The 11,835-nt window shown below is 71.9% G+C and carries 10 protein-coding genes; 2 read left to right on the forward strand and 8 right to left on the reverse strand.

From position 1 onward, the window contains the following. Positions 1 to 112 precede the first annotated feature (112 nt). From ACV530_RS21505 to miaA, 5 genes are all read right to left on the reverse strand, one after another. On the reverse strand, positions 113 to 1,594 hold the full coding sequence (locus ACV530_RS21505; protein ID WP_494334201.1) for a M1 family metallopeptidase: 1,482 nt from the start codon (positions 1,592 to 1,594) through the stop codon (positions 113 to 115). Positions 1,595 to 1,676: 82 nt separating this feature from the next. After that, positions 1,677 to 3,803: a RelA/SpoT family protein gene (locus ACV530_RS21510; protein WP_494334202.1), complete on the reverse strand. Its 2,127-nt coding sequence runs from the start codon at positions 3,801 to 3,803 to the stop codon at positions 1,677 to 1,679. A gap of 160 nt (positions 3,804 to 3,963) precedes the next feature. Further along, on the reverse strand, positions 3,964 to 4,854 hold the full coding sequence (gene dapF, locus ACV530_RS21515; RefSeq protein WP_494334203.1) for a diaminopimelate epimerase: 891 nt from the start codon (positions 4,852 to 4,854) through the stop codon (positions 3,964 to 3,966). 47 nt (positions 4,855 to 4,901) lie between these two features. Further along, the gene (locus ACV530_RS21520; protein ID WP_494334215.1) at positions 4,902 to 5,351 is read right to left on the reverse strand and encodes a hypothetical protein; all 450 of its coding nucleotides are present in this window, start codon (positions 5,349 to 5,351) and stop codon (positions 4,902 to 4,904) included. A gap of 107 nt (positions 5,352 to 5,458) precedes the next feature. Beyond that, positions 5,459 to 6,397, reverse strand: coding sequence for a tRNA (adenosine(37)-N6)-dimethylallyltransferase MiaA (gene miaA / locus ACV530_RS21525; RefSeq protein WP_494334204.1), 939 nt, complete (start codon positions 6,395 to 6,397; stop codon positions 5,459 to 5,461). A gap of 240 nt (positions 6,398 to 6,637) precedes the next feature. On the opposite strand from miaA, the gene ACV530_RS21530 reads away from it, so the two are divergent. Both ACV530_RS21530 and ACV530_RS21535 read left to right on the forward strand, forming a co-directional pair. Then, positions 6,638 to 6,832: a gliding motility protein gene (locus tag ACV530_RS21530; protein WP_494334205.1), complete on the forward strand. Its 195-nt coding sequence runs from the start codon at positions 6,638 to 6,640 to the stop codon at positions 6,830 to 6,832. Between the two features lie 40 nt (positions 6,833 to 6,872). Continuing rightward, positions 6,873 to 7,112, forward strand: a complete 240-nt coding sequence (locus ACV530_RS21535; RefSeq protein ID WP_494334206.1) for an antitoxin — start codon at positions 6,873 to 6,875, stop codon at positions 7,110 to 7,112. 75 nt (positions 7,113 to 7,187) lie between these two features. Here the strand turns inward: ACV530_RS21535 and ACV530_RS21540 are convergent, their stop codons facing one another. The 3 genes from ACV530_RS21540 to ACV530_RS21550 form a co-directional block, all read right to left on the reverse strand. Beyond that, the gene (locus ACV530_RS21540; RefSeq protein WP_494334207.1) at positions 7,188 to 7,892 is read right to left on the reverse strand and encodes a class III extradiol dioxygenase subunit B-like domain-containing protein; all 705 of its coding nucleotides are present in this window, start codon (positions 7,890 to 7,892) and stop codon (positions 7,188 to 7,190) included. 33 nt (positions 7,893 to 7,925) lie between these two features. Beyond that, a complete protein-coding gene (gene miaB / locus ACV530_RS21545) occupies positions 7,926 to 9,491 on the reverse strand; it encodes a tRNA (N6-isopentenyl adenosine(37)-C2)-methylthiotransferase MiaB (protein WP_494334208.1) in 1,566 nt (521 codons plus the stop codon). Between the two features lie 56 nt (positions 9,492 to 9,547). Then, positions 9,548 to 11,835 (reverse strand): non-ribosomal peptide synthetase (locus ACV530_RS21550; RefSeq protein ID WP_494334209.1); only part of this gene is annotated, 2,288 nt, incomplete at its 5' end.

The raw sequence follows: 11,835 nt of genomic DNA on the forward strand, positions 1-11,835 counted from the left end.
TGATCCTTTGCTCGTCTGTTCGTCTCGGCATCCACAACGTCCGGCGGCCTCCGGAGATTCCCGGGGTGCCGTCCCGCCGACCTGTCGATGGTCGCACGCCGCGCCCGTACGGTCACGCGGGTTTCCGCGCGACCGTACGCGTGGGCTTCCAGTCGGGGTGGCCGGGCATGGGCGGGGTCGTGGCGTCGTACAGCCAGGGGCGCAGGAAGGACTCGAGGTTCCGGCCGGCGACCCGGGAGGCCAGGGCGACGAAGTCGGCCGTCGAGACGGTGGAGTCGCGGTGGGTGGCGATCCACAGGCGCTCGAAGCGGTCGAAGGCGGCCTCGCCGATCTTCTGCCGCAGGGCGTAGAGGATGAGCGCGCTGCCGTCGTAGACCACCGGCCGGAAGATGCTGATCTTCTTGCCCGGTACGGGCGCCTTGATGGCGGCGGGCGGCCCGCCGTCGGCGCGCATGGCGTCGGAGTACTCGTAGGCGAGGTGCATCCGGTCCTCGAGTTTGCGGCCGCCCTTCGCCTCGGCGTACAGCGACTCGTACCAGGTGGCGTGGGCCTCGTTGAGCCAGAGGTCGGACCAGGTGCGCGGGCTGACGCTGTCGCCGAACCACTGGTGGGCGAGCTCGTGGACCATCACCGACTCCACGTACCAGGCGGGCAGCTGGGGCCTGTTGAACAGATCGAGTTCGAAGAGCGAGAGGGTCTGGGTCTCGAGTTCGAAGCCGGTCGACGCCTGGGCGATGAGCACGCCGTAGTTCTCGAAGGGGTACTTGCCGACCTTCCCCTCCATCCACGCGATCTGCTCCGGCGTCTTCGACGTCCACGTCTCGAGCTGCTGCCGGTCGGCGGCGGGCACCACGTCGCGCACGGGCAGGCCGTGCGGCCCGGTGCGCTCGGGCACGGCGAACTTGCCGATGGCGATCTGCGCGAGTTCGGTGGCCATGGGATGGCGGGTCCGGTACGTCCAGGTGGTGTCGCCGCCGTCCGTCCTGCGCCCGCGAGCCAGGCCGTTGGCGACGACGGTCAGGTCCTTGGGGGCGGTCACATGGAAGGTGAACCAGGCCTTGTCGGACGGGTGGTCGTTGCCCGGGAACACCCGGTGCGCGGCGTCGGCCTGGTTGGCCATGACGAGCCCGTCGACGGTCTTGATCCAGCCGCCGTCCTTGCCGCCCGCCGGATCGCTGGTGTGGTGGACGGTGACGGTGAACGTCCTGCCGCGCGGCACCGGATGCGCGGGGGTGACGACCAGGTCCTCCTCGACGGGGGTGAACTCGGCGGGCATGCCGTCGACTTCGACCGACCTCACGGTGCCCCGGGCGAAGTCCAGGTTGAAGCGGCGCAGCCGGGCGGTGGACCGGGCGTCGATGGTGGTCACGGCGTCGAGGGGACGGTCGTTGCCGTGGTAGCGGAAGGAGAGGTCGTAGGCGCTGACGTGGTAGCCGGGGTTGCCGAGGTACGGGAAGAGCCGGTCGCCGATCCCCAGCGGCACGGGCGGCGGGGCGGCGGCCCCCAGGACGAACAGGGCTGCGGTCGCGGCGAGTGCGGCACGGCGTACCCGCCGCCGGCGCTGGGGGGAACGCTCCCCGGGTGAGTGCGGCATGGTCCACCGCTACCAGCGCGCCGGGGTGCCATGACGGCGGCGCGGCGCCGTCCCACTCGTAAGAGCGTTTTTGCGGGCAGGGTCACAACGGTGCCGTCACCGGCCATCCCGCCCGGCCGACGTCGTAGACCCCGGGCACCCGCCGCATCGCGCGCATCAGCTCCGGAAGGTGTGCGGCGTCGGGCAGTTGAAGGGTGTAGGTGTGCCGTACGCGCTGTTCATGCGGGGGTTCGACCGCTGCCGAAATGACGGCGGCGCCTTCCGCCGCGATGACTTCCGTGAGGTCGGCGAGCAGATGCGGCCTGCTGAACGATTCGGCCCGCAACGTGACTCTGCAGTCGCCCGTTCCCGCTCCGTCAGTGCTGCGCCAGTGCACGTCCAGGGGTTCGCGTCCGGCGGTGACCATCCGGGTCACCGCGGGGCACTGGGTGCGGTGCACGGTGACCGTACGGCCGCGCACGGCGAAGCCGGTGACCTCGTCGGGCGGTACGGGCGTACAACAGCCCGCCAGTCGCACACTTGCGGCCACCGGGCCCGCTTCCCCGGCGACGACAGCGACCGGTCCGAGTGCGACGGGGGCGGCGGCACGGGTGGCGGTCCGCGCGGGGACCGGAGGCGACGGGAGCACTGCCGCGGTGACGGGCGCGGGCGCCGGATGCGTGGCCAGCCAGCGGCCGATGGCGATCCGTGCCGCCGGTGTGCGCGCGTGCTCGAGCCACTCCGGGGAGGGTTCGGAGGAGGTGTCCGGGGACATCAGCAGGTGCAGGGTGTCGCCGTCCCGCAGCACGGTGCTGAGCCGCACCAGACGGCCGTTGACGCACGCGCCGATGCAGCTGTGCCCCTGGTCGCCGTGGTGCGCGTACGCCGCGTCGATGCAACTCGAGCCCGCTGGAAGGCCGATCGTGCCGCCGTCGGCGCGGAAGACGGTGACCTCACGGTCCTGGGCGAGCTCGTCGCGCAGCGAGGTCCAGAAGGTGTCGGGGTCGGGGGTGGCGCGCTGCCAGTCCAGCAGCCGTGACAGCCAGCCGGGCCGGGTCGGGTCGGCGCGCTCCCCGTCCGCCGCGTCGGGCGCCTCCGGGGCCGCGTACGGATTCCCCAGGGCGATCACGCCTGCCTCGGCGACCCGGTGCATCTGGTGGGTGCGGATGAGGACTTCGGCGGCCTGGCCCCCTTCGCCCGCGATCGCGGTGTGCAGCGACTGGTAGAGGTTGAACTTCGGTACCGCGATGAAGTCCTTGAACTCCGAGATGAACGGCGTGAAGCAGGTGTGCAGTTCGCCGAGGACCGCATAGCAGTCCGCGTCCTCCGTGACGAGGACGAGCAGTCTGCCGAGATCGGAACCGGTCAGCTCGCCGCGCTTGAGCCGCACCCGGTGGACGGAGACGAAGTGCCGTGGACGGACGAGCACTTGGCCGGCGATTCCGGCCTCCCGCAGGACGCTCCGTACGCGCGTGGCCGTCGCCTGCAGCGGGTCGGGCCTGCCGGCGTGTGCGAGGACGAAGTCGCGTGTGCGGGCGTATTCCTCGGGGTGGAGGATCGCGAAGACGAGGTCCTCCAGTTCGGCCTTGAGCACCTGCACGCCCAGGCGCTCGGCGAGCGGGATCAGCACATCGCGGGTGACCTTGGCGATGCGCACCTGTTTCTCGGGACGCATCACGCCGAGCGTGCGCATGTTGTGCAGCCGGTCGGCCAGTTTGATGGACATGACGCGGACGTCGTTCCCGGTCGCCACCAGCATCTTGCGGAAGGTCTCGGGCTCCGCCGCGGCGCCGTAGTCGACCTTCTCCAGCTTGGTGACGCCGTCGACGAGGAAGCGCACTTCGGCGCCGAACTGCTCGCCGACCTGATCGAGCGTCACCTCCGTGTCCTCGACGGTGTCGTGCAGGAGGGAGGCGGTCAAGGTCGTGGTCTCCGCGCCGAGTTCGGCGAGGATCAGGGTGACGGCCAGCGGGTGCGTGATGTACGGCTCGCCGCTCTTGCGCATCTGGCCGCGGTGGGAGGACTCCGCGAGAACGTAGGCACGGCGCAGGTTGTCGAGATCCGCGCCGGGATGGTGGGCCCGGTGCACCTTGGCGACGTGGTCGATGGCATCCGGCAGTCTGCCGCGCGCACCGGAGCCGCCGAGCGCCGCACGCCCCAGCCGTCTCAGGTCGATCCGGCGGCCGCGCCTGCGGCGGGGAGCACCTTCGTTCGTGGCCTCTGCGCTCATGGGCACCTCCGGCAGCATCGACCGGTGGTCGGCTCACGCCTCCAGACCGGTGCTTGATGCTACCGACCCCATCACGCACCGCTCACCCCCTCTCGCCCAGAGTGAACCGGATCACCCATTCGAGGGAGGTGCCCCCGCCCGGCGACCTCAGGCGGCGACTTCAGGCGGCGACGGTGCGCAGCCAGGACGCGTCGAGGACGCCCTCCGCGACGATGACGGCGGGGCCGGTCATCTCGACCGTGCCGTCCGGGTGCTCACTGATCACCAGACGCCCGCCGGGCACGTCCACGGTGTACGAGACGGGGTGGCCGAGGGCGGCCGGGTCGGCGCCGTCCCGGCGGGCCGTCGCGACCATCACCGCGCAGGCGCCCGTGCCGCAGGAGCGGGTCTCGCCGGAGCCCCGCTCGTGCACGCGCATCGCCACGTGCCGCGGGCCGCGGTCGACGACGAACTCGACGTTGGTGCCGTCCGGGTAGGCGGACGCGGGGCTGACCGCGGGGGCGTCGTACAGGTTCCCGGCATCGGCGAGGTCCTCGACGAAGGACACGGCGTGCGGGTTGCCCATGTTGACGTTGCGCGCGGGCCACGTCCGCTCGCCGACGGAGACGGTGACCTCTCCCGCGGGCAGCTCGGCCCGGCCCATCGAGACGGTGACGCCGCCGGGCTCGCCGTCGGGGCCCGCCTTGGCTATGTGGGCGCGGCGGACGCCGGCCCGGGTCGCGATCGCGACGTCGCCCGCCTCGGCGAGGCCCGCGTGCTGGAGGTAACGCGCGAAGACGCGGACGCCGTTGCCGCACATCTCGGCGATGCTGCCGTCGCTGTTGCGGTAGTCCATGAACCACTCGGCCTCGCCGGCCATCGCACGCGCCTCGGAGTGCGCCGCGGACCGTACGACCCGCAGCACGCCGTCCGCGCCGATGCCCGCGCGCCGGTCGCAGAGCCGCGCGACCGCGTCCGGGCCCAGCTCGATCCTCCCGTCGAAGTCCGGGATGATCACGAAGTCGTTCTCGGTGCCGTGGCCCTTGAGGAAGGCGATTTGCGCGATGGTCACGTTGTCGATGGTACGGGTGGCCGGAACCCGTGCACGCGGGCGGTCCCTCAGCGGAGCCGCGCGACGCGCCAGACGGCGAGCACGACCGCGACGGCGACGACCGCGGTGTACGAGGCGACGTACCGCCAGTCCGGACGGCGCCCCGAGCCGCGCTGCGGCAGGCCGGGCCAGGCGTAGCCGACGCGGCGGGCGGCCATCACGCCCCAGCCCGCGGCGCAGCAGCTGATGAGCAGTCCGAGCATGGCGACGACGGGGCCGCCGTCGCCGAACTCGAAGGCGAGCGGGAAGGCGAACATCAGCGAGCCGAGGGCCGCCAGCACGACGATCGGCGCGAGCTGCCACAGGCGCAGTCTGCGCTGCGGCCTGAGTTCCCGGAACGACTCGGGTGCGGTGGTGTCCGCGGGGGTCTCCGGAGTGTCCTCCGGGCCGTCCGGCGTCAGTGCCTCCGGTTCTGAGTGGGACTGCTGTTGCGGTCTGTCACGAGGGCCGGCCTCCATCGCCACGCGCCCTCCCAACCCGGTCTTCACGGCTCGCTCGAAACTTGATGATGGCACGCTCCGCGGGGCCGGAATGCCACGTGGCACTTCCCGATGCCATCACGTGATCAGGCTGTGACCGCTCGTTCGACCAACGCCAGCGCCTGCGGGGCGAGTTCCCCGCGCCGGTCGGCGGCTCCGCTGAGCCAGCGGACGCGCGAGTCCCGCCGGAACCACGAGTCCTGGCGGCGGGCGAACCGCTTCGTCGCGCGCACGGTCTCCTCGCGCGCGGCCTCCTCGGAGCACTCCCCCGCGAGGAACGCGAGCACCTGCTGGTAGCCGAGCGCGCGGGATGCCGTCAGTCCCTCGCGCAGCCCCACGCGCTCCAGCGCGCGGACCTCGTCGACGAGCCCGTCCTCCCACATGCGGTCGACGCGCGTGGTGATCCGCTCGTCCAGTTCGGGGCGTTCCACGTCGACGCCGATCTGCAGGGCGTCGTACACGGGCGTCTCGCCGGGCAGGTTGGCGGTGAAGGGCTTGCCGGTGATCTCGATGACCTCGAGGGCCCGCACGATGCGGCGGCCGTTGCCGGGGAGGATCGAGCGGGCGGCGGCCGGGTCCGCCGCGGCGAGCCGTGCGTGCAGGACGCCGGGTCCGCGTTCGGCCAGCTCCTCCTCCAGGCGGGCGCGCACGGCGGGGTCGGTGCCGGGGAACTCGAGGGCGTCGATGGCGCCCTTGATGTAGAGGCCGGAGCCGCCGACGAGCACGGGGGTGCGGCCCTCGGCGAGCAGCCGGTCGATCTCGGCGCGCGCCAGCCGCTGGTACTCGGCGACGCTGGCGGACTCGGTCACGTCCCAGATGTCGAGCAGGTGGTGCGGCACCCCGTGCCGCTCCTCGAGCGTCAGCTTGGCGGTGCCGATGTCCATGCCACGGTAGAGCTGCATCGAGTCGGCGTTGACGACCTCGCCGCCCAGGTGCCGGGCCAGCGCGACGCCGAGGTCGGACTTGCCTGCTGCCGTGGGTCCGACGACGGCGATGACCCGGGGTACGGGAAGTGCGTTTCTCACCTGACCAGTCTCGCAAACCTCCGCAGCGGCCCTCGAACGAGCTACGTGACGCGACGCCGCCGGGTTCGTTGCCTGTTGCGAGGTTCCGACAGCCGGTTCACGGTCCGGTGTCCGGAAGCAGTGCAGTGAAACGCTCCGGGCCACACGGGATTTCGCTCACACCAGTAAGGTAATGGAGTTGATATGGGCGTGTTTTCAAGGTTTCGCCGTCGGAAGTCGGAGGCGTCAACGGAAGAGGCCGTGGCTGCCACCCAGACGGCGGAATCGGCGGACGCTGCCGAGACGCCCGGGGCGGAGCCGGAGGAGTCCGGCACCGAGCCGGCGGCCCAGGCCGAGGGCGAGGCTGCCGAGGACGGCGAGGGGGTCGAGATCCCCAAGCAGCAGTCCGCGGAGGCCGCGGCCGACAGCGAGGCCGGCGAGGGCGCCCGCAACTAGCCGTTGCGTTTGATACGGGAATGACGAAGGTAGGTGCCCCATGGGTCTGTTCGACGACTTCAAGGCCAAGCTCGGTCCGGTCAAGGACAAGGTCGGCGATTTCGTGCAGCAGCACGGAGAGGTGATCGAGCAGAAGCTCGACCAGGCCGCGCAGGCGGTCGACACGAAGACCGAGGGCAAGTATTCCAGCCAGATCCGGACCGGCACGGGCAAGGCCAAGGAGGCCCTGGGCAAGCTCGCCGAGAACGACGGCAAGGACGGCCGCTCCGGCACCTCCTGAGGCACCGGTCGGCGAAGGCCGCGGAGCGAGCGCTCCGCGGCCTTCGCCATGTCCGGTACGGCCTGCGACCAGGCCCTACGACCAGGCGGCGACGTGGTAGCCGACGCCGTACGGCGCCTCGTCGTACAGCAGCTGCCCCTGCAGCCCGGCGCCCTCCGCCGCGCCCGCGAGCAGCTGCCAGGGCGCGCGCCCGGCGGCCTTCAGCTCGAGCGCCAGCCCGGCGTCGAGCGCGGCCAGCGCGGCGGTGTCGGCCGCGCCCAGGGCCCGGGCGCAGCCCGCGTCGAAGGGCTCGGCGCGCTCGTCGAGGTAGCCCGGCGCCTTCAGGCTCCGGCAGGCGCTGCCGTCGCCCATCACCAGCAGCGCCAGCCGCTCGTCCCCGGCGGCCGTCTCGCGGCCCCGGAGCAGGCACTGCGCGGTCTCCAGGCGCTCCTCCACGGCCAGCCCGCTCACCGGCGCGGCCGACCAGCCCGTGCGTTCCAGCAGCCAGGCCGCGACCGCCAGTGACGGCGGCAGCGCGCGCTCACCGGCGGGGTCCCCCTGCCCCAGCCGTACGTCCAGCGCCACGCCGAAGTCCCGGAACGAGCCGGCGGAGCCCTGCGGGTACGGTCCGCCCGCCGCGGCGGGGGCGACGACGAGGAGCCGGTCGGGCCGGGCGGCGGCCGCCACCGCCACCGCGTCCAGGCAGGCGGCCCGCAGCGCGTCCAGCTCGGACGCGGCTCCCGAGGCGACCTCGGGAACCAGCAACGGCGGGCAGGGGCATACGGCAGCGGCTACGAGCATGCGGGAACGATAACGCCCCCGCCCCCGGAACGATCAGTCGCCGCAGCAGCCCGCGGCGGCCGGGGCGGGCATGGGAGCCGGGGCACCGATGGCGGGGATGCCGAGCATGACGCCCTTCGGCTTGGCGGCCTCCGCGGCGTTGCGCTTCTCCCACGCGTCGCCCGCGCGCGTACGGCGCACGGCCTGGGCCGGGCCCTCGGCGAGCAGGTGGTGCGGGGCGGCGTAGGTGATCTCGACGGTCACCACGTCGCCGGGTCGCGGAGCGAGCCCGGCGCCATCAGACGCAGTGCCCGGGCGGACCGGCTCACCGGGCTTGGTGAAGTGGACCAGGCGGTTGTCGGGGGCCCGTCCGGACAGGCGCTGCGTGGCGTCGTCCTTGCGGCCCTCGCCCTCGGCGACCATGACCTCGAGAACCCTGCCGACCTGCTTCTTGTTCTCCTCCCAGGAGATCTCCTCCTGGAGGGCGACCAGGCGCTCGTAGCGCGCCTGCACGACCTCCTTGGGGATCTGCCCGCCCATCTCGGCGGCCGGGGTACCGGGGCGCTTGGAGTACTGGAAGGTGAAGGCGTTCGCGAAGCGGGCCTCGCGCACCACGTGCATGGTCTGCTCGAAGTCCTCCTCGGTCTCGCCGGGGAAGCCCACGATGATGTCGGTGGAGATGGCGGCGTCCGGCATGGCGGCGCGCACCTTCTCGATGATGCCGAGGAAGCGCTCCTGGCGGTACGAACGGCGCATCGCCTTGAGGACGGTGTCCGAGCCGGACTGCAGCGGCATGTGCAGCTGCGGCATCACGTTCGGCGTCTCGGCCATGGCGGCGATCACGTCGTCCGTGAAGTCGCGCGGGTGCGGCGAGGTGAAGCGGACGCGCTCGAGGCCCTCGACCTTGCCGCAGGCGCGCAGCAGCTTGGAGAACGCCTCGCGGTCGCCGATGTCGGAGCCGTAGGCGTTGACGTTCTGGCCGAGCAGGGTGATCTCGCTGACGCCCTCGGCGACGAGCGCCTCGACCTCGGCGAGGATGTCGCCGGGGCGGCGGTCCTTCTCCTTGCCGCGCAGCGCCGGGACGATACAGAAGGTGCAGGTGTTGTTGCAGCCGACGGAGATCGACACCCACGCCGCGTAGGCGCTCTCGCGGCGCGTCGGCAGGGTCGAGGGGAACGCCTCCAGCGACTCGGCGATCTCGACCTGGGCCTCTTCCTGGATCCGCGCCCGCTCCAGCAGCACGGGCAGCTGGCCGATGTTGTGCGTGCCGAAGACGACGTCGACCCAGGGGGCCTTCTTCACGATGGTGTCGCGGTCCTTCTGCGCGAGACAGCCGCCGACGGCGATCTGCATGCCCGGCCGCTTCGTCTTCACCGGGGCCAGCCGGCCGAGGTTGCCGTACAGCTTGTTGTCGGCGTTCTCCCGCACCGCGCAGGTGTTGAAGACAACGACGTCGGCGTCGCCCTCGGCGGTGCCCTCGGGTGCGCGCATGTACCCCGCGTCCTCCAGCAGGCCGGACAGCCGCTCGGAGTCGTGGACGTTCATCTGGCACCCGTAGGTGCGTACGAGGTAGGTCTTGGGTGAACGCACGTCACTGCTCCGGTCGCTGCTGCTGGTCATCCCTCAAGGGTAAGGGGATCCGCGGAACGCCCCTGTTCCGCCCGGCGGGACCGGCTTCAGGCGCCCGCACCCGCCCGGCGCCGCAGTACCGGCCGGGCCGGGCGCGCGGAGGACTTCCCGATCACCTCGGCCAGGGCCTCGACCGTGGGTGCCTCGAAGAGGGTGCGTACCCCGAGATCGATACCGAGCATGGTGCGCAGCCGGTTCACCAGCCGGATCGCCAGGAGGGAATGGCCGCCCAGGTCGAAGAAGCCGTCGTCGATACCGACCCCGTCCAGCCCGAGGGTCTCGGCGAACAACCGGCACAATAGTTCTTCCCGGTCGTTGCGCGGCGCCCGGCGCTCGCCCGTCGCTCCGTACCGCGGGGCGGGCAGCGCGGCACGGTCCAGCTTTCCGTTCGCGGTGACGGGCAGCGCCTCCAGGGTCACGAACGCCGACGGGATCATGTAGTCGGGCAGCGTCCCGGCCAGCTTCGCCCGCACCGCGGCAAGGTCCGGTCCGCCGTCCCCGGCGGGCACCACATAGGCCACCAGGCGCTGGTCGCCGGGCTGTTCCTCCCGTACCACCACCGCCGCCTGCCCCACCGTCGGGCACTGCGCAAGCACCGCTTCGACCTCTCCCAGTTCGACCCGGAACCCCCGCACCTTCACCTGGTCGTCCGTGCGCCCCAGGAAGATCAGCCGGCCGTCGGTGCTCCAGCGCGCCAGATCGCCGGTGCGGTACATCCGGGCACCCGCGGACCCGAACGGGTTCGCCACGAACCGGGAGGCCGTCAGCCCCGGCAGGCCCACGTACCCCCGTGCCAGCCCCGCGCCCGCCAGATACAGCTCGCCCGGCACACCGGCCGGTACCGGAACCAGCCAGTCGTCCAGGACGAGGAGAGAGGTGTTGTCCAGCGGCTCGCCCAGCGGCACGGTGCTGCCGATGTTGTGCCGCTGCCCGCCGGTGTACGGGTGCCCGGTGGCGCACAAGGTCATCTCGGTCGGACCGTAGGTGGTACGGACGACGGTGCCGGGGCAGCGCTCCAGCACATGTGCCACCGCTTGCGGGGATATGACGTCTCCACCGGTGGTGACCTCGGTCAGCCGGGCCAGACAGTCGCCAAGGTCCTCGGCCACCACCCGGAACAGCCCCGCGGTGAGGGACAGATGGGTGATTCCGCAGGTGGTGATCAGGTCCCTCAGCGCATACGCGTCCAGATCTCCGGGAGGGGCGACGACGACACAGCCGCCGTGCAGCAGTGGCGTCCAGAGCTCATAGATCGAGGCGTCGAAGGCGTGCGGGGAATGGAAGAGCACCCGGGCGGTCTCCCCGACCTGCCAGGAGGGGTCGCAGGCGAGGTCCATCACTCCCTGGTGGGTGATGGTGATGCCCTTGGGCTCCCCGGTGGAGCCGGAGGTGAACACCACATACGCCGCCCCCTCGGGTGCCACGGCCGCGGGCCGCCATGCGGGCCTGCCACCCGCCTGCGGACCGGCATGATCCGCGGTGACGACCAGCACCTCGGGCCCGCCCGGGGCCAGTCCCGCGACGAGCGGGGATTCCCGGTGCGCCTCGTCCGTCAGCAGGACCGGGCCGGACCCGCTCTCCACCACCCGGCGCATGCGCGCCAACGGGTAGGCGGTGTGCACGGGCAGGTACGCCCCGCCCGCCTTGAGGATGGCCAGGGTGGCCACGACCAGCTCGGCGGAGCGGCTCATCAGCAGCGGCACAAAGGACTCGGGTCCAACTCCGCGCTCCGCCAGGATCGCCGCCAAGTGGTCGGACCGGGCATCGAGTTCGGCGTAGGTCAGCCTTGTCCCGCCCGATTCCAGGGCCACCTTGTCCGGTGTCCTGGCCACTTGCGCGGCGAACGCCTCCACCACCGACACCGGCGGCCGCGAGGTGACCCGGCCGGCTCCCCTCGCGAGCAGTGCGGCCCGTTCCTGCTCCGTGGTCACCTCGATCTGCTGGATCGGCGTCTCCGGGTGCTCGGCCGCCTGCTCCAGGACCCTGCACAGCCGCTCGCCGATGAGCCTGGCGGATCCGGGATCGAAGAGATCGGCGGCATAGCCGACGAGGAGGTGCAGTCCCTCGCAGCCGCCGTCGGCGGTGTACCGCTCCTCCGCGGTGAATTCGAGGTCGAATTTGATCACGTTGAGAGTGCGGTCGACGACCTCGGTTTCCAAGTCGCCCAGGCGGAGCGGCGATTCCTCACCGTCCTTGGCCGCGACGGTGACCTGGAAGAGGGGGTTGCGGGCGAGGGAGCGGGCAGGCTGGAGTTCCTCCACCAACCGCTCGAACGGCAGATCCTGATGATCAAACGCAGCCAGATCCACCGCACGCGTACGGTCCAGCAACTCAC

The sequence above is a fragment of the Streptomyces sp. SX-6 genome (genome assembly GCF_059089585.1).

Bases quoted from the DNA above. Each gene is read 5' to 3' on its own strand.
- ACV530_RS21505 (WP_494334201.1), bottom strand. From the start codon at position 1,594: ATGCCGCACTCACCCGGGGAGCGTTCCCCCCAGCGCCGGCGGCGGGTA.
- ACV530_RS21510 (WP_494334202.1), bottom strand. From the start codon at position 3,803: ATGAGCGCAGAGGCCACGAACGAAGGTGCTCCCCGCCGCAGGCGCGGC.
- ACV530_RS21520 (WP_494334215.1), bottom strand. From the start codon at position 5,351: ATGGAGGCCGGCCCTCGTGACAGACCGCAACAGCAGTCCCACTCAGAA.
- ACV530_RS21535 (WP_494334206.1), top strand. From the start codon at position 6,873: ATGGGTCTGTTCGACGACTTCAAGGCCAAGCTCGGTCCGGTCAAGGAC.
- ACV530_RS21540 (WP_494334207.1), bottom strand. From the start codon at position 7,892: ATGCTCGTAGCCGCTGCCGTATGCCCCTGCCCGCCGTTGCTGGTTCCC.
- miaB (WP_494334208.1), bottom strand. From the start codon at position 9,491: ATGACCAGCAGCAGCGACCGGAGCAGTGACGTGCGTTCACCCAAGACC.